23 protein-coding genes are annotated in these 24,515 nt (G+C 73.9%); 15 read left to right on the forward strand and 8 right to left on the reverse strand.

Annotated elements, in window-relative coordinates; translation table 11 throughout:
- The first annotated feature begins 37 nt into the window (after positions 1–37).
- Genes ACQP26_RS18415 through ACQP26_RS18430 form a run of 4 tightly spaced genes read left to right on the forward strand, consistent with a single transcriptional unit; the run spans position 38 to position 3,693 of the window.
- Positions 38–964 carry an ABC transporter permease gene (locus ACQP26_RS18415; RefSeq protein WP_433493490.1) on the forward strand — a complete coding sequence of 309 codons (927 nt, stop codon included), beginning with the start codon at positions 38–40 and terminating at the stop codon, positions 962–964.
- The gene (locus ACQP26_RS18420; RefSeq protein ID WP_269705482.1) at positions 961–1,980 is read left to right on the forward strand and encodes an ABC transporter permease; all 1,020 of its coding nucleotides are present in this window, start codon (positions 961–963) and stop codon (positions 1,978–1,980) included. Before ACQP26_RS18415 ends, ACQP26_RS18420 begins: the two co-directional genes overlap by 4 nt.
- A gap of 46 nt (positions 1,981–2,026) precedes the next feature.
- Positions 2,027–3,232 carry a CaiB/BaiF CoA transferase family protein gene (locus ACQP26_RS18425; protein WP_269705481.1) on the forward strand — a complete coding sequence of 402 codons (1,206 nt, stop codon included), beginning with the start codon at positions 2,027–2,029 and terminating at the stop codon, positions 3,230–3,232.
- A gap of 41 nt (positions 3,233–3,273) precedes the next feature.
- Positions 3,274–3,693: a GlcG/HbpS family heme-binding protein gene (locus ACQP26_RS18430; protein ID WP_194799006.1), complete on the forward strand. Its 420-nt coding sequence runs from the start codon at positions 3,274–3,276 to the stop codon at positions 3,691–3,693.
- Between the two features lie 53 nt (positions 3,694–3,746).
- On the opposite strand, the gene ACQP26_RS18435 is transcribed toward ACQP26_RS18430, so the two are convergent.
- Both ACQP26_RS18435 and ACQP26_RS18440 read right to left on the reverse strand, forming a co-directional pair.
- Positions 3,747–4,376 carry an enoyl-CoA hydratase/isomerase family protein gene (locus ACQP26_RS18435; RefSeq protein WP_433493491.1) on the reverse strand — a complete coding sequence of 210 codons (630 nt, stop codon included), beginning with the start codon at positions 4,374–4,376 and terminating at the stop codon, positions 3,747–3,749.
- Positions 4,377–4,385: 9 nt separating this feature from the next.
- Positions 4,386–5,153, reverse strand: a complete 768-nt coding sequence (locus tag ACQP26_RS18440; RefSeq protein WP_269705479.1) for an enoyl-CoA hydratase-related protein — start codon at positions 5,151–5,153, stop codon at positions 4,386–4,388.
- A 215-nt stretch (positions 5,154–5,368) separates the two neighbouring features.
- On the opposite strand from ACQP26_RS18440, the gene ACQP26_RS18445 reads away from it, so the two are divergent.
- The 11 genes from ACQP26_RS18445 to ACQP26_RS18495 are packed head-to-tail and all read left to right on the forward strand — an operon-like array spanning position 5,369 to position 17,070.
- Entirely contained in the window at positions 5,369–6,523 is a 1,155-nt protein-coding gene (locus ACQP26_RS18445; protein ID WP_269705478.1) for an acyl-CoA dehydrogenase family protein, read from the forward strand.
- Positions 6,520–7,350: a cyclase family protein gene (locus ACQP26_RS18450; protein ID WP_269705477.1), complete on the forward strand. Its 831-nt coding sequence runs from the start codon at positions 6,520–6,522 to the stop codon at positions 7,348–7,350. The genes ACQP26_RS18445 and ACQP26_RS18450 overlap by 4 nt, the downstream gene beginning before the upstream one ends.
- Entirely contained in the window at positions 7,347–7,985 is a 639-nt protein-coding gene (locus ACQP26_RS18455) for a TetR family transcriptional regulator (RefSeq protein ID WP_433493492.1), read from the forward strand. Before ACQP26_RS18450 ends, ACQP26_RS18455 begins: the two co-directional genes overlap by 4 nt.
- On the forward strand, positions 7,982–9,316 hold the full coding sequence (locus ACQP26_RS18460) for a phenylacetate--CoA ligase family protein (protein ID WP_269705475.1): 1,335 nt from the start codon (positions 7,982–7,984) through the stop codon (positions 9,314–9,316). The genes ACQP26_RS18455 and ACQP26_RS18460 overlap by 4 nt, the downstream gene beginning before the upstream one ends.
- A complete protein-coding gene (locus ACQP26_RS18465) occupies positions 9,316–10,482 on the forward strand; it encodes a thiolase family protein (protein ID WP_269705474.1) in 1,167 nt (388 codons plus the stop codon). The genes ACQP26_RS18460 and ACQP26_RS18465 overlap by 1 nt, the downstream gene beginning before the upstream one ends.
- Positions 10,479–11,882 carry a 3-hydroxyacyl-CoA dehydrogenase NAD-binding domain-containing protein gene (locus ACQP26_RS18470; RefSeq protein WP_269705473.1) on the forward strand — a complete coding sequence of 468 codons (1,404 nt, stop codon included), beginning with the start codon at positions 10,479–10,481 and terminating at the stop codon, positions 11,880–11,882. The genes ACQP26_RS18465 and ACQP26_RS18470 overlap by 4 nt, the downstream gene beginning before the upstream one ends.
- On the forward strand, positions 11,879–12,697 hold the full coding sequence (locus ACQP26_RS18475) for an SDR family oxidoreductase (RefSeq protein ID WP_269705472.1): 819 nt from the start codon (positions 11,879–11,881) through the stop codon (positions 12,695–12,697). Before ACQP26_RS18470 ends, ACQP26_RS18475 begins: the two co-directional genes overlap by 4 nt.
- Positions 12,694–13,488 carry a CoA transferase subunit A gene (locus tag ACQP26_RS18480; RefSeq protein WP_269705471.1) on the forward strand — a complete coding sequence of 265 codons (795 nt, stop codon included), beginning with the start codon at positions 12,694–12,696 and terminating at the stop codon, positions 13,486–13,488. The genes ACQP26_RS18475 and ACQP26_RS18480 overlap by 4 nt, the downstream gene beginning before the upstream one ends.
- Entirely contained in the window at positions 13,485–14,213 is a 729-nt protein-coding gene (locus tag ACQP26_RS18485) for a co-chaperone HscB (protein WP_269705470.1), read from the forward strand. The genes ACQP26_RS18480 and ACQP26_RS18485 overlap by 4 nt, the downstream gene beginning before the upstream one ends.
- On the forward strand, positions 14,210–16,324 hold the full coding sequence (locus ACQP26_RS18490; RefSeq protein WP_433493493.1) for an acyl-CoA dehydrogenase family protein: 2,115 nt from the start codon (positions 14,210–14,212) through the stop codon (positions 16,322–16,324). The genes ACQP26_RS18485 and ACQP26_RS18490 overlap by 4 nt, the downstream gene beginning before the upstream one ends.
- Complete coding sequence (locus ACQP26_RS18495) at positions 16,321–17,070, forward strand: enoyl-CoA hydratase (protein WP_269705468.1); 750 nt, start codon at positions 16,321–16,323, stop codon at positions 17,068–17,070. Before ACQP26_RS18490 ends, ACQP26_RS18495 begins: the two co-directional genes overlap by 4 nt.
- Before the next feature lie 70 nt (positions 17,071–17,140).
- Here ACQP26_RS18495 and ACQP26_RS18500 read toward each other — a convergent pair whose 3' ends face one another.
- The 6 genes from ACQP26_RS18500 to ACQP26_RS18525 all read right to left on the reverse strand — a co-directional run bounded on the left by ACQP26_RS18500 (position 17,141) and on the right by ACQP26_RS18525 (position 24,380).
- Positions 17,141–18,040: an ROK family protein gene (locus ACQP26_RS18500; protein ID WP_269705467.1), complete on the reverse strand. Its 900-nt coding sequence runs from the start codon at positions 18,038–18,040 to the stop codon at positions 17,141–17,143.
- A 95-nt stretch (positions 18,041–18,135) separates the two neighbouring features.
- Positions 18,136–19,590: an argininosuccinate lyase gene (locus ACQP26_RS18505; protein ID WP_269705466.1), complete on the reverse strand. Its 1,455-nt coding sequence runs from the start codon at positions 19,588–19,590 to the stop codon at positions 18,136–18,138.
- A gap of 48 nt (positions 19,591–19,638) precedes the next feature.
- Positions 19,639–20,460 (reverse strand): creatininase family protein, encoded by an 822-nt coding sequence (locus tag ACQP26_RS18510; RefSeq protein ID WP_269705465.1) that lies wholly within the window; start codon positions 20,458–20,460, stop codon positions 19,639–19,641.
- Positions 20,448–22,196, reverse strand: a complete 1,749-nt coding sequence (locus ACQP26_RS18515) for an ABC transporter permease (protein ID WP_269705464.1) — start codon at positions 22,194–22,196, stop codon at positions 20,448–20,450. Before ACQP26_RS18515 ends, ACQP26_RS18510 begins: the two co-directional genes overlap by 13 nt.
- A complete protein-coding gene (locus tag ACQP26_RS18520) occupies positions 22,193–23,266 on the reverse strand; it encodes an ABC transporter ATP-binding protein (protein WP_269705463.1) in 1,074 nt (357 codons plus the stop codon). Before ACQP26_RS18520 ends, ACQP26_RS18515 begins: the two co-directional genes overlap by 4 nt.
- A 61-nt stretch (positions 23,267–23,327) precedes the next feature.
- Positions 23,328–24,380 carry an extracellular solute-binding protein gene (locus ACQP26_RS18525; protein WP_269705462.1) on the reverse strand — a complete coding sequence of 351 codons (1,053 nt, stop codon included), beginning with the start codon at positions 24,378–24,380 and terminating at the stop codon, positions 23,328–23,330.
- Positions 24,381–24,515 lie beyond the last annotated feature (135 nt).

The raw sequence follows: 24,515 nt of genomic DNA on the forward strand, positions 1-24,515 counted from the left end.
CCCGCAGGCAGCCGTCCGGCGGAGCACGGGCCTTCCCGTGCTCCGCCGCCACGGCGCCACACTCGCCCTGGCCGCGCTCTGGGTGGCGCTGGTGCTGGCCACCGCCGTGAAGTCGCCGGCCTTCCTGTCCCACCAGACCGTCATCGCCGTGGCCTTCAACATGGCGTTCATCGGCATCCTGGTCGTCGGCGTCAGCCTGGTGATGCTCAGCGGCGCCGAGTTCGACCTGTCCGTCGGCGTGACGGCGGTGGCCGCCGCGCTGATCGCCGCCCAGCTGCTGACCGACGGCGCGTCGTTCGCCATGGTGCTGGTCGCGGTGCTGGTGTTCGGCACGCTGATCGGCGTCGTCAACGCGGCGCTGATCGTGCGCGTGCGCATCCACCCCATCGTCGCCACGCTCGGCACGATGTTCCTGGTAAGCGGCACCACCCGGCTGTTCATCGAGTTCGTGCCGATCCCGCGCGACAGCTTCCTGCGCCGGCACGTCGCCGGCGACCTGTTCGGCGTACCGCGGGTCTTCTGGATCATGCTGGTGCTGCTCGCCGCCGTCGCGTTCGTGGCCGGCCGGACCCGCCTGGGCCGGCACCTCGTCGCGGTCGGCGGCAACCGGGAGGCCGCGCTCGTGCGCGGCCTGCGGCCGGACCGGATCCAGGCCGGCGCGCTGGTGTTCTGCGGCCTGATCGCCGGCCTCGCCGGGCTGGTCCTCGCGTCCCAGGGCGACATCGTCCAGTCCACGCTGACCCCCGGCACCGAGTTCCGGGTGATCTCGATCCTGCTGCTCGGCGGCATGGCGCTCACCGGCGGCCGGGGCAGCTTCGTCGGCGTCGCCGTCGCGCTGCTGCTGCTCAACACGCTGCCCACGGCGATCGTCACCTGGGGGGTCTCGTCCAGCTGGCAGCCGGTCGTCGAGGGAGTCGTGCTCGCGGTCGCGCTCGCCGTCAACAGCGTCAGGAGCACGCCATGACGACAACGGGTACCCGGCCCGGATGGGCCACCCTGCTCAGCCGCCCGTCCACCACGAGTGTGCTGCTGTTCGTGGTCGCCGTGACCGCCGCGCTGAGCTTCGCGCCCGACTTCGCCACCCGCGCCAACATCTCCAGCATGCTCGGCGACATGCTCGCCCCGGCGATCGTCCTGCTCGCGGCGAGCCTGGCGATGACCGGCGGCGTCGCCGACCTCAGCGTCGGCTCGGTCCTCGGCCTCGGCGCGGTCGTCTACGCCACCGTCTACACCGCCTCCGGCTCGTGGCAGATCGGCGTGCTCGCCGCGCTCGGCACCGGGCTGCTGGCCGGACTCACGAACGGCGGCCTCGCGCTGGTGTTCGGCGTCTGGCCACTGATCGCCACGCTGGGCATGCTCGTCGCCGCCCGCGGCCTGGCGAAGGTGATCAGCGACGGCAGCTCGGTGGCCGCGTACACCCCGGAACTCAGCACCGCGCTGAAGACCACGATCGGGCCGCTGCCGGTGCCGGTCCTGGTGGTGCTGGGGCTCGCCCTGGTGTGCGGCGCGCTGGTCCGCCGGTCCCGCTGGGGAACCCACCTGCGCGCCACCGGCGGCGACGAGGTGGTCGCCGCCCGCGCCGGCATCCGGGCCGGCCGGGTCCAGCTGGCGCTGTTCGTGCTGACCAGCACCGCCGCGGCGGTCGCCGGCTGCATCCAGGTGATGCGCACCGGCGCCTCGGCCGTCACCCTCGGCGAGGGCACCGAACTGTACGTCTACGGCGCGCTGCTTATCGCCGGGTTCCGGCTGGCCGGCGGCGGGCACGGGAACCCGATCACGGCGTTCCTGAGCCTGCTCTCGCTGAGCATCGTGCTGAACATCTTCCGGCTGCGCGGCATGCCGTTGCCGCTGGGCGACATCCTGCTCGGCGTCACGCTGCTCGGCGCGGTGTCGCTGGGCTGGATCCGCCAGCGTACGCAGCGGCACTCCCCCGCGCCGGAACCCGAGCCGGAGGCCCGGCCGCACACCGTGCCGGCCTGACCTCCACCCGCACCACCGGAACGACCGACGAGAGAACAGGGACGACATGAACGACTATGCCCGCGGCCCACTGTCCGGCTTGCGCGTGATCGAAGCCGGGGTCCTGCTGGCCGGGCCGTTCTGCGGCCAGATCCTCGGCGACCTCGGCGCCGACGTGATCAAACTGGAGGAGCCGGGCCGGGGCGACCCGATGCGCGAGTGGGGACGCGAGCGCCCGTACGGCAAGTCGCTGTGGTTCCCGGTGCTCGGGCGAAACAAGCGCTCGGTCACCCTCAACCTGCGCGTCCCGGAGGGGCAGGAGGTGCTCCGCCGGCTCGCCGCCGAGGCCGACGTCTTGGTGGAAAACTTCCGGCCCGGCACGCTGGAGCGCTGGGGCGTCGGCCCGGACGTGCTGTGGGACATCAACCCGCGGCTGGTGATCGTACGGGTGTCGGCGTACGGGCAGTCCGGACCGTACGCCGAACGCGCCGGGTACGGCTCGATCGGTGAGGCGATGGGCGGCATCCGCTACACCACGGGTGATCCCGACTCGCTGCCCAGCCGGGTCGGCATCAGCATCGGCGACTCGCTGGCCGGCACGTTCGCCGCCGTCGGCGCGATGGGCGCGCTGCGGGTGGCCGAGGCGACCGGCCGGGGCCAGATCGTCGACAGCGCCATCTACGAGTCGGTGCTCGCGCTGATGGAGTCGCTGGTGCCGGAGTACGCGATCGGCGGCTACATCCGGGAACGCACCGGCTCGATCCTGCCGAACATCGCGCCGAGCAACGTCTACGTCGCCTCCGACGGCGGCATGGTCGTGATCGCGGCCAACCAGGACACCGTGTTCCGGCGGCTGGCCGAGGCGATGGCGCAACCGGAACTGGCCGCCGACCCGCGGTTCGCCGGCCACACCGGCCGCGGCCGGCACCAGCGCGAACTGGACGAGCTGATCGCCAAGTGGTGCGCCGGGTACGCCGGGGACGAGCTGCTGGAGCTGCTGCACCGCCACGGTGTCCCCGCCGGCCGGATCTACACCGCCAAGGAGATGCTCACCGACCCGCACTTCGCCGCCCGGGAGGCGATCGTCCGGCTGGAGCACCCGGACCTCGGCGAGTTCCCGATGCAGAACGTCGTGCCGAAGCTGACCGCGACGCCCGGCGGCATCCGCCGCGTCGGGCCCGAGCTGGGCGAGCACACCGACGAGGTGCTCCGCGACGTCGCCGGGCTCGACGGCGACGAGATCTCCCGCCTGCGCGCCGCGGGCGTCGTCTGAGCCCGTCCCACCCCACCCACCACCACGGAAGGAACCCCCTCATGGACAACTTCACCAAGACGTCGGTCACGATCGGCGCCGCCCAGCGGATCCTCGCCGCCGCGATCGCCAAGGCCGAGCAGATGACGCTGCCCTGCGTCATCGCCGTCGTCGACGAGAGCGGCGTGCTGAAGGCGTTCGCCCGGATGGACGGCGCCGCGCTGCTGTCGGTGCAGGTCGCGCAGGACAAGGCGTACACGGCGGCGGGCTTCGGCATGCCCACCGACGGCTGGTACGACTTCATCAAGGACGACGCGCCCCTGGCCACCGGCGCGACCACCGGCATCGACCGGCTCGTCGTCTTCGGCGGCGGCTACCCGATCACCGCCGACGGCGCGGTGATCGGCGGCATCGGGGTCAGCGGCGGGCACTACACGCAGGACATGGAGGTCGCGCGCGCCGGCCTGGAGGCCGTGGCCTGATGCTCCGGCACCGGGCCCGGGAGACCGCCGCAGCGGCGGTCCCCCGCCCCGGCTCACCCGACGCCGGCCAGCCAGGACTCGTAGTCCAGCGCGCCGGTCAGCTCCGGCCGGTCCCGGCCGCGCAGCGCGCGGGCCAGCGCGGACGCCGTGCCCGCGCCGATCGCGCCGACCCGCGCGGCGAGCACGACCCCGGCGTCCGGGTCGGCGGACACCGAGCCGACCAGGCCGTGCCGCAGCGCCTCCTCGGCGTCGAGCGTGGCGCCGGTCCAGGCCAGGTGCGCCAGCACGCCGGTGCCGGCGACACCGGCGAGCAGCCGTCCGGCACCGCCGGCCAGGAACGCCGCGGGCGAGCCGGTGCCGAACGTGGCGGTGGGCGCGGCGACGCGCAGGTCCGCGGCGAGCGCCAGGCCGAGCCCGAGGCCGCGTACGGCGCCGTCGACGTGGACGATCACCGGGCCGGGCGCGGCGTGCACCCGCAGCACCAGCTCGTGCAACTGCCCGCTCACCACCGGCTGGGCCAGGTCGTCCGGCTCGTGCCGCCACGCGTCACCCTGGACGCGGATCAGCAGGGGCTCCCCCGGCGTACGGGCGTGCCGCTTGAGCGCGTCGAGCAGGGCGGCGCGGGCGGCCGGGCCGAGCCGTTCGCCCGCGCCCGGGTCGGTGGCCTCGTGTACCTGCGTCACGTCTCTCTCCTATCGGCCGGTGAATCGGGCCGGACGCTTCTCCAGGAACGCGTCGATGCCCTCGATGTGGTCGTCGGTGGACAGCAGCGTCAGCAGCAGCGAACGCTCGTGGGCGAGGCCGGCGGTCAGGCCGACCTCCTCGGCGGTCCGCAGCGCCTGCTTGCCGAGCCGGGCCGCGACCGGGCTGCGGGCGGCGATCGAGGCGGCGAGCACGATCCCCGCCTCGACCACCCGTTCGGCAGGTACCACCTGGCTGACCAGGCCCATCCGCTGCGCGGTCCAGGCGTCCACCAGGCGGCCGCCGAGCACCAGTTCGGCGGCCCGGAACCGGCCGGCGACGCGGGCCCAGCGCTGGGTGCCGCCGGCGCCCGGGATGATGCCGAGGTTGATCTCCGGCTGGCCGAACACGGCGGAGTCGGCGGCGACCACCGCGTCACACGTCATGGCCAGCTCGCACCCGCCACCCAGGACGTATCCGGCGACCGCGGCGACGGCCGGCTTGCCGAAGCGGGCGAACCGGTTCCAGCACTCCAGCCGCTCGGAGAGCAGGTAGTCGGCCGGGGACGTCCGGCGCAGCTCGCGGATGTCCGCGCCCGAGGCGAACAGCCGCGGGCCGCCGGTCAGCACCAGCACCCGTACCTCCGGGTCGGCCTCGGCCCGGTCCATGGCCGCGGCGAGCGCGCGCAGGACGTCGGCGCTGAGCGCGTTGCGGGTCTGCGGCCGGTCGATGGTGGCGACCGCCACCGCGTCGTGTACCGCGTAACCGACGGGTTCCACGGATCACCTCCCTGTCGTCCGCACCAGGCGAACATACCCATCGGTATGTCGTCAAGATCCGAGCCACCATCGCCGAAAGCCGCGCACACAAGGGGAAACAGCATCCGGGATCCGCTTGACACCGACAACGAGCACCGCCTAGACATCTCGACATACGCAACGGTATGGCGCGGCGCGCAACGACCGGCCCGCGCCGGAGAACCGGGAGGCACCACGTGTCCGTGATCTGGGAGCCACGCCTGGACGACGAGGGACGCCACTGGCGCGACCTCGCCCGGGACGTGGCGGCGCGCCACTTCGCGCCGCTGGCCGAGGAACTCGACAGGGAGCAGCGCTACCCGTGGGAGAGCGTGCGGGTGCTCGTCGACGAAGGGCTGGCCGGGCTGCTCGTGGAGCGCGAGCACGGCGGGCGGGGCGCGTCGTTCGTCACCGCCTGCGCGGTCATCGAGGAGGTCTCCCGCGCCTGCCCGTCGACCGGCGCGATCCTCACCGCGTACGCGCTGGGCGCCACCCCTCTGGTGCTGGCCGGCACGCCCGCGCAGCGCGAGCGCTACCTCGGCGGTCTGGCCCGGGGCGAGGCGATCAGCTTCGCGCTGACCGAGGAGGGCGCCGGCAGCGACGCCGCCCGCATCCGCACCACAGCCGAACGCGAGGGAGCGGGCTGGCGGCTGCGCGGCGAGAAGATCTACATCGGCAACGGCGGCGCGTCCCGGTACTACGTGGTCTTCGCGCTCACCGACCCGCAGGCCGGCACCCGCGGCATCACCGCGTTCCTGGTGGACAAGGACGCCGACGGCGTGGTCATCGACAGGTACGAGGACAAGATGGGCATCCGCGGGACGCTCACCAGCAACCTCAAGCTGGACACCTGGGTGCCCGACGGCGACGTGCTCGGCGACCTCAACCGGGGAATGCGGCTGGCCATGCAGACGCTGTCCGCCGGGCGGATCAGCGTCGCGGCCCAGTCGCTCGGCGTCGCCCTGGCCGGCTTCGACGTCGCGTCGCGGGAGGCGGTCCGGCGGGAGACGTTCGGCCGGCCGATCATCGACAACCAGGGCATCTCGTTCCCGCTGGCGGACGTCGCCACCGGCATCACCGCCGCCCGGATGATCACCTTCGAGGCGGCCCGGACGCACCAGGAGGGCGGCGACGTCGGCATCCTCGGCGCGATGGCCAAGCTGTACGCCAGCGAGGTCGCGCACCGGGCGGTCGACACCGCCGTGCAGGTGTTCGGCGGGGACGGCTTCTGCAAGCCCTGCCCGGCCGAGCGGCTCTACCGGGACCAGCGGATCCTGGAGATCTACGAGGGCACCTCGGAGATCCAGCGGCTGGTGCTGGGCCGGGCGATCAAGGCGTCGGTGGCGGCATGAGCGCGCCCTGGCGGCTGAGCGTCGACTGGCCCGCGTCCGGCGCCAGCCGGGTGTTCGACCTGGCGCAGCAGATGTACACCGGCATCCCGCACCACCCGAACCACCCGCCGTACAGCTTCACGCTGACCAAGCGGCACGGCGAGATCATGTACCCGGACGGCGTCTCCGCCGCCGCCGAGATGATCACCACGGGCGGGCACGTGGGCACCCACGTCGACGGGCTCGCGCACGTCTCCCGGCTCGGCAAGGTGTACGGCGGCGTGGACGTCACGGCGAGCCAGTCGTACGCCGGCGGGGTGCCGGACGTGTCCGTGCACGACCTGCCGCCCATGCTGGCACCAGGTCACCTGGTGGACGCGACAGTAGCGCTCGGCCGGCCGCTGACGCCCGCCGACGGCGTCGGCGCGGAGCTGTTCGAGCGCTGGTTCGCCGACCGGCCCCGCCCCCGCCCCGGTGCCGTGGTGCTGGTGCGCACCGGCTGGGACGAGAAGTGGACGGACAACGCCGCGTACCTCGGTGTCGCCACCGGCGCACCCGGCGTGGACGTCAGCGGCGCGCGCTGGCTCACCGACCACGGCGTGGTGGCGGCCGGCGCGGACACCATCGCGTTCGAGCACATGCCCAGCCCCGCGCTGGCGGTGCACTGCCACCTGCTCGTCGACCACGGCGTGCCGATCATGGAGGCGATGAACCTCGCGCCGCTGGCCGCCGAGGAGGTCTGGGACTTCTTCTTCATCGCCGCCCCGCTGTCCATCCGGGGCGGCACCGGGTCACCGATCCGTCCGCTCGCCGTCGTACCCGACACCGCACCGGAGACCGCGGCATGAGCGCCGACGACGACACCACCACGCGCCCGCCCGCCCCCGGCCGGCGGGACATCCTGGAGGCGGCCGCCACCGCCTTCACCCGCAACGGGTACGCGGCCACCACCATCGACGACATCGCCCGCGAGATGGGCGCCACCAAGGGGCGCGTCTACCACTACTACCGCGCCAAGGCGGACGTCTTCCTGGACATCGTCACCACCGGGATGCAGGAGCTGATCGACGGCATCGAGCCGATCGCCGGCAACGGCGGCCTCGACCCGGCCACCCGGCTCTGGCGAATGGCGCACCACCACGCCGGGCTGATGATGACCCGCAACTCGTTCCAGCGGGTGGCGATGCGCGCGGTCGAGATGCGCCGCCTCGGCGAGGCCCCGGCGCAGCAGCAGGCCCTGGAGACCGTGATCGCCATGCGCGACCGGTACGAGCAGATCTTCGCCGACGTCATCGACGAGGGTCGCGAGGCCGGGGTGTTCCGCGAGGTGGACAGCCGGCTGGCCACCAAGCCGCTGCTCGGCGCGCTGAACTGGATCAGCCTCTGGTACGACCCGCAGCGCGGCGACTACAACACCCGCCAGCGGCTCGCCGACGAGTACGCCGACTTCATCGTCGGCGGGCTGCGCCGGAGCCCGCGATGACCGGGCCGTTCTCCGCGCGCCACTGGCACGAGGCCGAGACGTGGCCGCGCGAGCGGCTGGCCGCGTACCAGCTCACCCGCCTGAAGGCACAGCTGTCCTATGTGTACGCCGCCAGCGACTTCTACCGCACCCGGTGGGACGCGCTCGGCTTCCACCCGGGCGACGTCCGGGACCTGGCCGACCTGCGCCGCCTGCCGCTGGTCGGCAAGGCCGACTACGTGGCCGACCTGGCCGCCCACCCGCCGTGGGGCAGCGCCGTCGCCGCGCCGGTGGCCGACCGCCGCCGGGTGCACTTCTCCTCCGGCACCACCTCGAACCCGACCCCGGTGCTGTGGACCGCGCACGACCTGGACCGCTGGGCCGACCTGTACGCGCGGGCCGCGTACAGCCAGGGCGTCCGGGACACCGACGTGTACCAGTGCCTGTTCAGCTACGCCTGGTTCGTCGGCGGGCTCGGTGCGACAGCCGGCTACCAGCGCATCGGCGTGACGCTGCTGCCCGCCGGGTCCGGCGACACCCAGCGTCAGATCGACACCATCTTCCGGTACGGCACCACGGCCGTCGGCGGGACACCGTCGTTCATGCTGCACCTGGCCGAGACCGCGGAACGTGCCGGCACACCGCTGCGTGACTCGCCGGTGCGGCGGATCCAGGTCGGTGGCGAACCGGGCGCCGGAGTGCCGGCCACCCGCGCGCACATCGAGCAGCGGTGGGGCGCGAAGTGCTTCGACGGCTACGGCAGCCTGGAGTTCCAGCCGATCGCCTGGGAGTGCGAGGAACAGGCCGGCGGCCACCTGGCCGAGGACTTCGCGTACGCCGAGGTGCTCGACCCGTACACCCACGAGCCGGTGGCCGACGGCACCCCCGGCCTGCTGGTGCTCACCCACCTGGACAAGCGGGCGACGCCGCTGGTGCGGTGGGCCACCGGCGACGTGGTGGTCCGCGACAGCACGGCCTGCCCGTGCGGGCGCACGCTCGCCCGGCTGCCCGGCGGCGTCGTCGGCCGGGCCGACGACATGCTCGTGGTACGCGGGGTGAACCTGTTCCCGTCCGCGGTCGAGCAGGTGGTCCGCGCCACCCCCGGCACCTGCGGCGAGTACCTGATCGTCCTCGACGACGACGTCACCGACCCGGCGACCGGCTACCTCACCGGCATCAAGCTGCGCGTCGAGGTGACCGGCGACGACCAGCGGGTGGCCCGCGAGCTGGCGCACGCCGTGCGCGCCGAGCTGACCGTGCGGGCGGTGGTGGAGACCGTTGCCGAGGGCACGCTGCCGCGCAGCACCCACAAGAGCAAGCGCGTCGTACGCGCCGAGCGGAAGGTTCCGTGATGGACAGGCAAGCGTTCCTGGTCGGCGCTGTGCGTACCCCGCACGGCCGGTACGGCGGCGCGCTGCGCGACGTACGGGTGGTGCGCCTGGGCGGGCTGGCCGGCGCCGAGGCGCTGGCGCGGGCCGGGGTGCCCGCCGAGGCGGTGGACGAGACGGTGGTCGCCAACTGCCGCCAGGCGGGCAACGGCCCGAACCCGGGTCGGCAGGTCTCGCTCGCGGCGGGCGTACCGGTGCCGGTGCCGGCACAGACGATCAACATGGCGTGCGCCTCCGGCCTCAAGGCGGTGCAGCTCGCGCACCGGTCGGTGCGGTCCGGCGAGGCCGACGTGGCGCTGGCGGTGGCCGCGGAGAGCATGAGCACGATGCCGTACCTGGCGCCGTACACGCTGCGCTGGGACGGGGTGCGGCGCGGCGACGTCCTGCTCCAGGACGGCTGGCGCGACGGCGGCACCGACCCGATCTGCGGCATGAGCATGGGCGAGACGGCGGAGAAGGTGGCCCGCGAGTTCGGGGTGTCCCGCGCCGACCAGGACGCCTGGTCGGCGCGCAGCCACCAGCGGCTGGCCCGGGCCTGGGAGTCCGGCGCGATGGCGCGGGAGGTGCTGCCGCTGGACGAGCTGGACCGCGACGAGACGGTACGCCCCGACACCACACCGGACCGGCTCGCCCGGCTGCGTCCGTCGTTCACCGACGGCGGCACGGTCACGGCGGGCAACGCGAGCCAGATGGCCGACGGCGCCGCGGCGGTCGTGGTGGCGAGCGGCGAGGCGGTACGGCGGTACGGGCTGACCCCACTGGGCCGGATCGCCGGGTTCGCGGCGGTCGGCGTGGATCCCACGATGATGGGCGTCGGGCCGGCCGAGGCGATCCCGATGGCCCTGCGCCGGGCCGGGCTGACCGTCGGCGACATCGACCTGTTCGAGATCAACGAGGCGTTCGGCGCGCAGATCGTGCAGAACGTGCGCGCGCTGGGCCTGGACGAGGAGCGGGTGAACGTCAACGGCGGCGGGATCGCCCTCGGTCACCCGACCGGCCAGAGCGGCGCCCGGCTGGTCGTCTCGCTGCTGCACGAGCTGGCCCGCCGCGACGGCCGGTACGGCGTGGCGAGCCTGTGCGTCGGCGGCGGGCAGGGCATCGCCGCCGTGATCGAGCGGGTGACCCGGTGATCGCCGTCGTGGTCGGCCTCGGTCCGATGGGCCGGGGCATCGCGCAGGTCCTCGCCGCGGCGGGGCTCACCGTCCGGGTCGTCGACGCCACCGCCGAGCTGGGCCGCGCGGGCCTGGAGCGGATCCGCGCCGACGGCGCGACCGGCGACCTCGAGGCCGCCGCCGACGTCGAGACCGCGCTCGCCGGCGCGGACGTTCTGATCGAGGCGATCGTGGAGGACATGGACGCCAAGCGCGACCTGCTCGCCCGGGTCGCCGCGGCCGGCGGGCCGGACCTGCTCGTCGCCTCCAACACCTCGTCGCTGAGCGTCAACGAGATGGGCCGCGCGTTCGGCGCCCCGGAACGTCTGCTCGGCCTGCACTTCTTCAATCCGCCCACCCGGATGCGCCTGGTGGAGGTGATCGTCGGCGCGGCCACCGCCGAGGCGACGGTACGGCGGGCGCTGGCGCTCGTGGAGTCGCTCGGCAAGACCGCTGTGGTGTGCCGGGACTCGCCGAACTTCATCGTCAACCGGGTCTGCCGCCCGCTGTACTACGAGGCGCAGCTCCTCCTCGCGCAGGGCGTCGAGGCGGCGGTGGTGGACGCGGTCGCCCGGGGCGCGCTCGGGCACCCGATGGGACCGCTGCAACTGCTCGACTTCACCGGGCTGCACACCCACCTGGCCTCCTCGGAGACCGCGCTGCGCGAGTTCGGCGACCCCCGGTACCGGCCCATCCCCCAGGTGCGCGGCCTGGTCCGGGCCGGCCTGACCGGCAAGGCGGCCGGCCGCGGCTTCTACGACTACGCCACCGAGCCGCCACGCGACGCCAACGCCCGGGTGGTCCGGCAGCCGGGGCAACCGAACGGCCCGGCGGCCCCCGTGGTCAGCCTCGGCGCGCCGACCCCGCAGCGGGTGTCGGAGCTGGCCGGGCTGGCGGCCCGGCAGAACGTGGTGCTGGACAGCTCGGACGCCGGCTGGGCCGACGTGCTTCCCCCGGAGGTCGGCTGGATCCGGCTGCACCGGCGCGCCGACGACGCCGTGTTCGCCGAGGTCGTCGAGGACCCGGTGGCGGGCATCACCGTGCCCGGCTTCGTCGACCGGCTGCTGGATCACCTCGGCGCGCCGTCGGTGCGGGTGCCGGCGCTGCCCGGCCTGGTCGGCGACCGGCTCGCCCACTGCCTGGTGAACGAGGCGGCCATGGTGGTCGAGGAGGGCACCGCCACCGCCGAGGACGTGGACGTGGCGTTGCGCCTGGCGATGAACCATCCGCGCGGGCCGTTCGAGACGCTGCGGTCCGCCGGGGCGGGGACGGTGTACGAGGCCCTGCGGTCGATGGCCGACGCGTTCGGCGACCCCCGCTACCGGCCGGCGCAACTGCTGCGGCGGCAGGCGATCGGCGAGGCGAGGGCCGCCCGGTGACGCGCGAGGACGACAGCGACGTGCGCGTGCTGCGCCCGGGTGTGCTCGCCGGACGGCACGCGGTGGTCACCGGCGCCGGCAGCGGCATCGGCCGGGCGGTGGCGGTACGCCTGGTCGAGCTGGGCGCCCACGTGACCGGGCTGGGGCGGCACGCCGACACGCTCGCCGCCACCGGAGAGCTGGCCAACGGCGGGGACGGCCGATACGCGTACGCGGTCTGCGACGTCCGCGACCACGCCCGTGCTGCCGCCACCGTCGCCGAGGTGGGCGACGCCCACGGGATCGACCTGCTGGTGAACAACGCCGGCGGGCAGTTCTTCGCCCCCGCCGCGCGAATCTCGGCGCGCGGCTGGGCCGCGGTGGTCGACCTGAACCTCACCAGCGTCTTCCAACTCACCACCGCCGCGTACCCGTACCTGCGGCGCAGCCGCGGTGCGGTGGTGAACATGTCGCTGTCCGGTGTGGAACGCGGCGGGCAGGGCATGGCGCACGCCGTCGCGGCCCGCGCCGGCGTGCTCGGGCTGACCCGCACGCTGGCCCTGGAGTGGGCCGCCGACGGCATCCGGCTCAACTGCCTCGGGCCGGGTACGGTGCTCACCGCCGCGCTCGACGCGGAGGCGGACCGGCACGTGCGGGACAACCTGGTGGACCGGGCCACGCCGCTGCGCCGCCCGACCCGCGCCGAGGAGGTCGCCGAGCTGGTGGCGTTCCTGGCCGGCCCGGCCGCCGCCATGATGACCGGCCAGCTCGTCCAGCTCGACGGCGGCGCGCACCTGGGCCCGGGGCTGCACATGCTGGCGGAGGCGTACCGGTGAGCCGCGCCCTCGCCGACGTCGTGGCCGAGCACGTACGCCCCGGCCGGCGGGTCTACCTGGGCAACTTCGGCGCGCAACTGTTCGCCGTCGGGCACGAGATGATCCGGCAGCGGATCCGGGACGTGGACGTGGTGATCGCCTCCGGCGGGCTGCTGATGGACCAGCTGCTCGGCGCGGGGGTGCTGCGCTCGGCCACGTACGGCCACTGCTGGAGCCCGGTCGGCCCGGCGCCGGCCTGGAACTTCCGGCGGGCCGCGCAGGACGGCGACACCCGCGTGACGCTGCACGAGCTGAGCCTCGGGCTGCTCACCGCCGCGCTCACCGCGGGCGCCTGGCGGGTGCCGTTCATGCCGGTGCCGGACCTGCCCGGCACCGGCTACGTGGACGAGGACTGGAGCCGGGGCCGGCTGTCCCGGGTGGACTCGGCGTTCGGGCCGGCGCGGGTGGTCCGGGCCGAGCGGCCCGATGTGGCGTTCGTCCACGTCGACCTGGCCGACGCCGACGGCAACGGGGTGATCCGGGGCCCGCTGGGTGAGGTGCTCGTCGCCGCCCAGGCGGCCCGCCGCACGGTGCTCGTCGCCGAGGAGGTCACCGACGCCGAGACGGTACGCGCCGCCGGGATCAGCATCCCCGGGCTGCTCGTCGACGCGGTGGTCGAACACCCCGGCGCGGTACGCCCCGACGGCGCGGTCGGCCGGTACCCGCGCGACGTGCGGGCGTACGAGCGGTACACCCGCTGCTCGGCCACCGCCGACGGTTTCCGGCGGTGGCTGGCCGAGGAGGTGCGGTGAGCACCGCGGACTTCCTGGTCCGGGCGGCGCGGGAGTTCCGGCGCGGCGGCTGGGTGTTCACCGGCTTCCACTGGCCGGTGCTGGCCGGCCAGTGCGCGTACGCGCTGCCCGGCGAACCGTTCAGCCAGGTCTTCGAGGCCGGCGCCAGCGCGCACCGGGCCGGCGCCGACGTGCCCACGAGCACCACCGACTACCCGGCGTACGCCGGCGGGTTCGGCTGGCTGGGCGGCACCGCCGACGTGCTGCTGGCGATGCGCCACCGGTTCGACCGGGTGGTGCTCGACGCCGGCAACGTCGACCTGCGCGGCCGGATCAACTCGTCGTACCTGGGCCCCCGGGAGCGGCCCACGGTACGGCTCCCCGGTGGCGGTGGCGCCGCCGACATCGCGGCGGCGGCGCGGGAACTGGTGCTGCTGCACGGCGCCCGGGACCCGCGCCGGATCGTGCGCGCGGTCGAGCACGTGACCGCCGCGCCCGCACCGGACGCGCTGGTGCGGCTGCACACCCGGTGGGGCGTGGTGCGGCTCGGCGCGGATCCGCGGCTGGAGGAGGTCACCGCGGACGGCGACGTGCTGCGCGCCCACCTGACCGCGCTCGGCGTACCCGTCGACGACGCGGTCCCCCGACCGCCGGTCGCGGCGACCGAGCGCGCCGCGGCCGTCGGCGTGCTGCGGCGGGCCGCCGAGCGCGGCTACTCAGTGGCGAAGGGAACGGACAGAGGATGACTGACGACGATCTCGGTGAGCTGCGCCGGCAGGTGCGGGAGCTGGTCGGCGAGTGGCGCGACGGCGACCGGTTCCGGCCGGTGTGCGACGCGTGGCTGCGCTCGTACGACACGGAGTTCAGCCGCGCGCTGGCGGAGCGGGGCTGGATCGGCCTGACCTGGCCGCGCGAGTACGGCGGGCAGGCCCGCTCGAACCGGGCGCGGCTGGTGGTCACCGAGGAGCTGCTGCGCGCCGGGGCGCCGGTGGCCGCGCACTGGATCGCGGACCGGCAGATCGGCCCGGCCGTCCTGCGGTACGGCTCCCCCGCGCTGCGCGAGCGGTACCTGCCGGCGATCGCCGCCGGGGAGGTGACGTTCTGCCTCGGCATGAGCGAGACCGAGTCCGGCAGCGACCTCGCCTCGGTGCGTACCACGGCCCGCCCGGACGGCGACGGCTGGCGGCTCACCGGCGGCAAGATCTGGACCAGCCACGCCCACCGGTCCACGCACGCCTACGTGCTGTGCCGCACCGGCACCGGCGACGACCGGCACGACGGGCTGACCGAGCTGATCGTGGACATGTCCGCGCCCGGCGTGACCGTCCGGCCGATCGTCGACCTGCGCGGCGAGCACCACTTCAACGAGGTCGTCTTCGACGACGTGCCGGTGCACGGCGACCACGTGCTGGGCACCGCCGGCAACGGCTGGACGCAGGTCACCGAGCAGTTGTCCTTCGAACGCGGCGGGATGGAACGGGTGCTCAGCACGTACCCGCTGCTGGCCGCCACCGTCGACGCGTGCGCCGCACGGCGCGACGCGGACGCCGCGCTGGGTACGGCGCTGGCCCGGCTTGCCGGGCTGCGCGGGCTGGCCTGGCGGATCGCCGGTGAGCTGGACGCCGGGCAGGCCCCGGTGCACGCGGCGGCGGTGCTGAAGGACCTGGGCACCGAGTTCGAGGCCGACGTCAACGAGATCGCCCGTACCGTGCTCGACGTCGAGCCCGACCCCGACGGCGACGGACCGGCCGGGCTGCTCGCCCAGGGCCTGCTGGCCGCGCCGGGTTTCTCCATCCGCGGCGGCACCACCGAGGTGTTGCGCACCATCATCGCCAAGGGCGCCGCCCGGGCGCCCCGGCACGGCGGCGACGAGCTGCGGGAGCTGGCCGACGACGTGCTCGGCGGGCACGGCGGCGACCCGGACGGCCTGCCCGCGCTCTGGTCCACAGTGCACCGGCTGGGCTGGACCGGCGTGTCGGTGCCGGAGGGCGCGGGCGGCTCCGGCGGCACGCTCACCGACCTGGTGGCGCTCGTGCGTGGGCTCGGCCGCCACGGCGTCTCCCTGCCACTGGCCGAGACCGTGCTGGCCGCCCGGCAGCTCGCCACCGCCGGCCGTGGCCTGCCCGACGGCGTCGCCACGGTGGTCACCGGCGACGGGATCGCGGTGACCGGCGGGCGGCTGCGCGGCACGGCCGCCCGCGTGCCGTGGGCCGCCGTCGCGCGCACACTGCTGGTGTACGCGGGCGACGAGGCGTTCGCGGTACCCGCCGACCACCCCGGCGTCCGGGTCACGCCCGGCCGCAACCTGGCCGCCGAGCCGCGCGACGACGTGACGCTCGACGTGCCGGTCACCGACGGCGTGCGGCTCACCGGCGTCGCGCCCGCCGCGACGGTACGCGCCGAGGCGGCGCTGCTGACCGCCGCCGCGCTGACCGGCGCGCTCGAGGCCGCCGTGGAGCACACCCGGCAGCACGTGACGACGCGGGAGCAGTTCGGCCGGCCGCTGCTGGCGTTCCAGGCGGTCGGGCAGACGCTGGCCCGGATGACGGCGCACACGCTGCTGGCCGGCACCGCGCTGGACGCCGCGCTGACCGGCCCGGACCCGCTGCGGGTCGCCGCCGCGCGGGTGCTCACCGGGCGGGCCGCGACGCTGGTGGCGCGCGGCGCACACCAACTGCACGGGGCGATGGGCGTGACCCGCGAGCACCCGCTGCATCTGTCCACCCGCAGGCTCTGGTCCTGGCGGGACGAGAACGGCACCCAGCAGTTCTGGGCCGCCTCGCTCGGCGCGGCGCTGGTGCCGCGCGGCAGCGCGGCCGTCTGGTCCTGGCTGACCGAGCAGGAGGCGAAGTCATGAGCACCGTGGAACTGCACAACGAGGACGGGCGCTGGACGCTCACGCTCAACGACCCGGACCGGCGCAACGCCATCGGCGCCGAGATGCGCGACGCGCTCGGCGACGCGATCAGTGAGGTGGCGGCCGACCGGCACGCCCGGACGCTCGTGGTCACCGGCGCCGGCACGGCGTTCTGCGCGGGCGCCGACCTGCCCGCCCTGTTCGGCGAGCCCGGCCGTGGCGTCGCGGAGATCCGCGCCGACCTGCACCGCGTCTACGACAGCTTCCTGCGGGTACGGGCGCTGCCGATCCCGACGATCGCCGCCGTGCAGGGACCGGCGGTGGGCGCCGGGCTGAACCTGGCGCTCGCCTGCGACACCCGGATCGTCGGGCCGAAGGCGAAGCTGATCGCCTCGTTCACGAAGCTCGGCCTGCACCCCGGCGGGGGCTGCACCTGGTTCCTCACCCGGGCGCTGGGCCCGGAACGCGCCCTGCAACTGCTGCTCGACGGCGGGAGCGTGGACGGACCTGAGGCGGTACGCGTCGGGCTCGCCGCGACGCTCGCCGACGACCCGCTGGCCGCCGCGCACGAGCGCGCCCGACGGTGGGCGGCGTTGGACCCGGCGCTGGCCCGCGACATCAAGACGTCGGTGCGCACCGCGGAGACGGCCGACTTCGCCGCCGCCCTGGAGTTCGAGTCGTGGGCGCAGGCGTCCTCGGCGACCGGGCCGGCGATCCAGGAGGCGGTGGCCGCCTTCCGCAGGTGAGCCGGCCGGGAACCGGACCGGGCGGGGCGCTGCGTGCGCCCCGCCCGGCGGCGTCTCCCGGTGGTCGCGGTCAGACCACCGCGGGCTGCGCCTCGGTCGCCAGGGCGAGCGCGCCGAGCAGCGCGGCGTCCTGCGCGAAGTCCGACAGCACGACCTCCGGCGGGTACGGCAGCGTGTGCGTGAGCCGCTCGGTCAGCAACTCCCGCACCAGGTCGTTGCCCGCGACGCTGCCGACCAGCACGATCCGCTGCGGGTCGAGCAGCAGGCAGCAGGTGACCAGCTGGCGGGCCAGTTCGTCGACGCGCAGGCGGAGCTGCTCGCGTACCGGGCCGGGCTGCTCCGCCGCCGCGCACAGGCCGGCCGCCCGGCCGTCCACGCCGAGCCGCTGCGCCAGCTCGTCCAGGGCCCGGCCGGAGAACGTCGCCTCCAGCATCGGTTCCAGGCGCGGCGGCCAGCTGAGATCGGTCAGTCCGTAGGCGATCTCGCCGGACGCGCCGTGGCGGCCCGGAAGCACCTCGCCGTTGACGGTGACCGCCGCGGCCACCCCGGTCCCCAGCCCGACGACGAGCCCCGGATCGGCGTCGCGCAGCGCACCGAGCCGCAGCTCGGCATAGGCGGCGGCCTTCAGGTCGTTCGTGACCCGCACGTGCGCCAGGTTCAGGTGGGCGCGGACCGCGTCGGCCAGCCGCAGCTGCTCCCAGCCGGGCACGTTCGGCGCCAGTTCGATGCCGTCGTCGTGGACGACGCCGGGCGAGGCGACGCCGGCCGCGACCAGCGTGCCGCCGGTCTGCTCGGCGAGTTCGCGCGCCCGGTCCAGCGCCCGGGTGAGGGCCTGCTGCGCGCCCTGCTCGGCATTGGTGGGCAGCCGCTCGGAGACGAGCAGCCGGCCGTCGGTGTCGCCCACGCCGATGGCCATCTTGGTGCCGCCGAAGTCGATGCCGAGCAGGCGCGGAATTGCCGGTCGTTCCATGGTGATGTCAGATCGCCCTTCGGGCCGTCGGTCCAGATCACGTGGTCGCCGCGACACGACGTCCGCGACCACGGCCAGCTGCGTCTGCCGCCCTGTCACGGGCCTACCCTCGCCGCGACCGCCTCGGCGAGAGCCGCGTCGGCACGGGTCAGCCGCTCGCGCAACGTCTGCGCCCGCTCCTGCACCGCGTCGAGCATTGTAGACAGTCGTCCGACCTGGTCCCGGACGGCCGCCTCGCCGGGGCCGTCGGCTTGGGCGCGGCGCAGCACGAGTTCGGGGCGGACCGCGGCGGCCAGCAGGTCCCGTACCGCGGCGTCGTCGAGCGCCAGACCGAGGTCGGCGGCGGTGGACCGGACCGACTCCTCGGTCCAGCCGGCGGGTGCGCCGCCGCGGACCAGCCGGCCGAGCAGCGAGTGGGCGCCCCGGAACGGCACGCCGTGGCGGGCCAGCGCGTCGGCCGCGGCGGTGGTGGTCGCGCCGGAGGCGACGATCTCCTCGCCGGACGGCGGGCGCTGCGGGTCCAGCTTCGCGATCAGGCCGCCGAGCAGGGAGAAGAACCGGTACGCCCGGTCGTCGCCGTCCCAGAGCCGGGCCTGCACGTCGGTGGTGGCGTTGTTCGAGTCCTCCCACCAGGCGGCGCCGACGTTGTTGAGCACACTCGCGGCGTCGGCCGCGGCGGCGCCGGCCATCGAGACGAGGTGTTCCAGCACCACCGGGTTGCGCTTCTGCGGCATGATGCTGCTGCCCTGGGTGAACTCGCCGGGCGTGACCACCCAGCCCCAGCTCAGCCAGTCCATCAGCGTGCGGGCGAGCCGGGCGCCGGTGGCGAGCGCCTGCGCGTTGAGCGTGGCGACCCGGACCAGGTGGTCGGCGCCGGCCACCGCCTCGTACGAGTTGACGATGAGCTGGTCGAAGCCGAGCAGGTCGGCCAGCCGGCGGGGCGAGATGTCCAGGTCGGTGCCCGCGAAGGCGCACGAGCCCAGCGGCGAGCGGTTCATCTCGTCCAGCAGGTCGGCGTACGCGGCCGCCTCGCCGGCGAGCGCCTCGGCGTAGCCGGCGAAGACGTGCCCGATGCTTGTCGGCTGGGCCGGGCGGCGGTGCGTGTACCCGATGATCACCACGTCGGCGTGCCGGTCCGCGCGGTCCAGCACGGTACGGCCGGTGGCCAGCAGGGCGTCGAGCACCTGGAGCAGCTGGTCGCGCAGCACCATCCGGAAGACGCCGGCGTCGAGGTCGTTGCGGCTGCGCGCGAGTTGCACGCTCAGCTGCGACACCTCGATGCCGGCCGCGGCGGCGAGCCGCTTCTCCAGCGTGTAGTAGACGTCCTCGACGCTGCCGTCGTACTCCAGTTCCTCGGGCCGGTCACCGGTGAGGGCGACCAGGCCGCGCAGCATCGTCGCGGCGGCCTCGTCGGAGATCAGTCCCTGCTCGGCGAGCATGACGACGTGGGCCTTGCTGGCCGTGACCATCGCCGGGTAGAGGTTTGCGACGTGGTGGTCGAACACGACGCGGAGATGGTGCTGTTGGTAGACGGTCAGTGACGAGCTCATGGTGGCCTCCCGAGGTGGTGCGTTGTCGTGCGGCGTGCCGCACGTGGTTCATCCGGTCGTCTGGTCCTCGCCGTCGGCGCCGGGTGGCCCGGGCAGCGGCGCGGCGAGCCACGCCTCGACCAGCTCACGCAGGCGTGCGCCGGCGGTGACGCGGATCCGGTCGCCGGCCTCCTCGCCGGCCAGCGAGATGTGGCCCGACCAGCCCTGCCAGGGGTCGGGCCGGGACTCGACGAGCACGTACGGGTACGGGGTGGGAAGTTTCGGCTTCGGCGGCAGGTCCGGCGCCGCGTCCAGGCGCACCGCGGCCGGGTCGAAGCCGAGCACCGCGGAACTCTCGTACGCGCCGCCGTGCCCCCGGGCCGGCAGCTCGCCGAACATGTCGGCGGTCTCGTCCGGGCCGAGGAGCTGGAACCAGTTGACCAGCATCATGCTGGCCCGCTGCCGGCCGGACACCCACTCCATCGCCGCACGGACGGTGGACATGTTGGCGTCGTGCCCGTTGACCACGAGCACCCGGGGGAAGCCCGCCTCGACGATGCCGCCGAGCACGTCGGCGAGGTAGCCGACGGCGATCTCCGGCCGCAGCGCCACGGTGCCCGGCCACGGCCGGGTCTGGCCCGGGCAGGCGGCGTACGGCGCGGCCGGGTAGAGCACGGCCCGGGCGGACCCGGTGGCCAGTTCCCCGGCGAAGCCCTCGGCCAGGATCAGGTCCGTGCCGATCGGCAGGTGCGGACCGTGCCACTCGACCGCCCCGACCGGCAGCACCGCCAGGTCGGCCGCCTCGGTCACGGCCGCGAACGCGTGCCCGGGCACCCGGGTGACCGGGAGCAGCCCTCCCCCGGTCCGCCACCGCTCGATCAGTTCGTCCACTGCTCGGCCCTCCGGGTCGCGGTCCGGCTGCTCTCCAGCCGTCCGGAGAACCACATCACCACGAAGATGAGCAGCACCTGGAGCATGCCGTAGGCGGCCGCGGTGCCCAGCTCGAAGCTGTACATGCGGTTGTTGATGGCCACCGAGATCGGCACCGTCGACGAGGTGTAGATGAGCACCGAGGCGACGAACTCGCCGACGCCGTGCACGAACGCCAGCAGCGCGCCGGCGAGCACACCGGGCAGCATCAGCCGCACGGTGATCGTGTAGAACGCGCGCAGCCAGGACGCGCCGAGGTTGCGCGCGGCGTCCTCCAGCGACGGGTCGATCAGCGCCAGCGTCGCCGAGCTGGACCGGAACACGATCGGCAGGAACCGCACGAAGTAGGCCAGCGGCAGGATCCAGAACGTGCCGACCAGGACCTGCCCGAAGCTGAACGCGTTGCCGGTGCTGAACGCCGAGATCAGGTTGATCGCCACGACCGTGCCGGGCAGCGCCCAGGCGATCATCACGGCCACGTCGAGCAGGCCGCGTCCGACGAACGTCAGCCGCCGCACCGCGTACGCGATGAGCACACCGATCACCACGCAGCCGACGACCGCGAGCAGGCTCATCTGCACCGAGTTGAGGATCGGCTGGAACGCCTTGGGGTCGGTGAAGATGGTCACGAAGTTCTCGAACGTGTACGTCGGCGGCAGCACCTCGGTCGTCCAGGACCGGTCCGCGGAGAACGCGACCAGCGCGATCGCGCCGACCGGGGCGAGCAGGACCAGCGTGGCCAGCACCGAGGCGAGCGGGGCGAGCCAGCGGCCGATCGGGTTGGTGATCTCCCGCCGCACCGCCGAGACGCCCTTGGACTGCGACTGGTAGTTGCGCCGCCCCTCGTACCAGCGCATGGCCAGCAGGAAGATGATCGAGACGATGCCGAGCACCGAGGCGTACGCCGAGGCCATCGGCAGGTCGCCGTTGGTGCGGTTGATGTAGATCTGCATCGTCATGGTCTGGCTGACGTTGAACAGCAGTGGCGCGGTGTAGGACGCCAGCGACGTCATGAAGACCAGCAGCGACGCCGAGATCAGCGCGGGGGTGAGCATCGGCAGCAGGACGGTGCGCCACACGCGTACCCGGCCCGCGCCGAGGTTGTACGCCGCCTCCTCGACCGACGGGTCCATTCCGGCCAGCGCCGCGGAGGCGGCCAGGTAGAAGAACGGGTACATGGTGAACGTGTGCACCACGAGCACACCGGCGATGCCGTCGAAGGCCAGGACCGGCTTGTCGGTGCCGAGCAGCGCCTGCAGGCCGCGCGGCACGATGCCGATGTTGCTGTAGAGCAGCTGGAACGAGACGGCACCGATCAGCGGCGGCAGGGCCGCCGGCACCAGGATGAACGCCTCGATGAGCCGCCGGCCGCGGAAGTGGAACCGCTTGAGCAGGAACGCCATCGCCACGCCGACGATGCCGCAGAGCAGCACGCTCGCCGCGGAGATGAACAGCGAGGTGAACAGCGACTCGCGGGCCACCCCGGAGGAGGAGAGGAACTGGAGGTAGTTGTCGGTGCCGTTGGCGCTGACGCTCTCCCGGAAGGTGGCGAACATCGGCTGCACGACGAAGCCCCACAGCACCAGGACCAGCGGCAGCACCAGCAGGTAGGGGAACCATCGGGAGTTCGCCCCGCCGGCCAGGCGCCGGCCGAGGGCCGCCGCCCAGCCGGGGGCGGTCGGGGTCGCCGCGGTCACGGCTTGACCACCCAGAGCCGCTCCGGTACGAGCCGCAGGCCCACGACGTCGCCCAGCGCCATCCCGGCGGGCGCGTCGACCAGGGCGGCCATCACCTCGTCGCCGTCGACGTCGACGGTGACGTGGGTGGCCATGCCGGTGAACTCGACGTGGCTGACCCGGCCGCGCATGGCCGCCGTGTCGTCGTCGCCGCCGAGCGCGATGTGCTCGGGGCGGGCCGAGACCAGTGCGGTGTCGCCCTCGGTGAGGCCGTGTCCGGTGGGGGCACCCACCTCGATCGTGGCGCCGCCGGGCAGGCGTACCTGGACGCGCTGCTCCGTCGCGCCGGTCACCGGCAGGCTCAGCACGTTGCTGCGTCCGATGAACCGGGCCACGAACGCGTTCGCGGGCTGGTAGTAGACCTCGTGCGGGGTGCCGACCTGCTGGACCCGGCCGGACTCCATGACCGCGATCCGGTCCGACATCGCCATCGCCTCGGCCTGGTCGTGCGTGACGTAGATCGAGGTGGTGCCGCTCTCCCGCTGGATGCGCCGGATCTCGGCGCGGGTCTCCTCGCGCAGCTTCGCGTCGAGGTTGGACAGCGGCTCGTCGAGCAGCATGGTGCGGGGACGGATCACCAGGGCCCGCGCCAGCGCCACGCGCTGCTGCTGGCCGCCGGAGAGCGCGTCGATGCGCCGGTCGCCGTACCCGGCGAGGTGCACCTGGGCGAGCGCCTCCTCCACCCGGCGGGCCTGGTCGGCGCGGGAGACCCGGCGGACCTTGAGCCCGTACGCGACGTTCTGCGCCACTGTCATGTGCGGGAACAGCGCGTAGTTCTGGAACACCATGCCGGTGTCCCGCTTGTTGGGCGTCCAGTGCGTGACGTCGTCGTCGCCGAAGTGGATGTGACCGGAGGTCGGGAAGTAGAAGCCGGCCACCATGCGCAGCGTCGTCGTCTTGCCACAACCGCTCGGTCCGAGCAGCGTGAAGAACTCGCCGGCGCCGATGGTGACGGTGACGTCATCGACCGCCGCGGAGTCGCTCGACTTGGCGAAGCGCTTACTGACCGCCGTCAGTCGGACATCGATCATTTCGTGGGTCCTTCCAGGACGAAGCCGGGCCGTGCCGGAGCACGACCCGGTTCCGAGCGTCTTAGCCCTTGCCCTTGATCTGGGCGTTCCAGTGGGTGATCCAGGCGGTCTCGTTCTTGCCGATCACGTCCCAGTCGACGTTCATCGGCTTGAGGTCGAGCTTGGTCAGCCACTCGGGCTTCTCGGCGATGTCGACAGCGGGGATCTGGAAGTAGTCCTTGGCCAGGCTGGCCCGCAGCGAGTCGTCGAACAGGAACTCGAGGAACTTCTTCGCGCCCTCGCTGTTGCCGCCCTTGACCGCGGCCACGCCGTCGACGAGCACCGGGGCGCCCGAGGCCGGCATCACGTAGCCGAACGGCATCTTCTCGTTGGCCTGCAGCAGGATGTCCTGGAGGTTCCAGGCGCTGACCACACCCTGCTCACGCGACATCTTCAGGTACAGGTCGCTGGGGTTGGCGGCGTACTCGACGGTGTTGGCGTCGAGCTTGCGCAGCCAGTCGTAGCCGGGCTGCGGGTTCGACCCGTCCGGGGTGTAGCGCTGGATCATCGAGGCGTAGATCGAGCGCATGGTGCCGGAGGCGGCCACGTCCCGGATGATGATCTTGTCTTTCCACTTCGGGTCGACCAGGTCGTCCCAGTCCTTCGGCGCGGTCTCCGGGGTCAGCGCCTTGTTGTTGTACATGATGACCTCGGGCAGCAGGATCTCGCCGAACCAGCGGCCCTCGGCGTCCTTGTACCGCGCGTCGATCTTCGAGGCGAACGACGGCTGCCAGGACTCCAGCAGGCCCTCGGACGCGCCGGCCGCGAGGCCCTGCTGGGTGCCGCCCCACCAGACCGACGCCTGCGGGTTGGCCTTCTCGGCGCGGACCCGCTCGAGCACCTCCTGGGCGCCCATGTTGAGCACCTCGACCTTGCCCTTGTACTCGGGGTTCTTGGTCGTGAACTGCTCGACGACGTAGTCGGTGACCGACTTGTCACGGGCGCTGTAGATGACGACCTTCTCGGCCGACGCGGAGCCGGAGGAGCCGGCGTCCTTGTCGTCGTCGCTGCTGCCGCATGCGCTGACGGCCAGCAGCGCGCTGAACGCGACGGCCAGGGCCAAACGACGTTTCATTGGTACCTCCACTGTGCGGGGGAACTATCGGAAGCGGGAAGAAAGATCAGCGCGTCGCGCCCGGACCGGGGCGCGACGCATCGCGCCGCGACCGGCCGTCCGTGGGTACGGACGCGGTCGCCGCGACGGCGTCGG

This window comes from Micromonospora sp. CA-248089, from assembly GCF_050948515.1.
In the GTDB taxonomy this organism is placed as follows: Bacteria; Actinomycetota; Actinomycetes; order Mycobacteriales; family Micromonosporaceae; genus Micromonospora.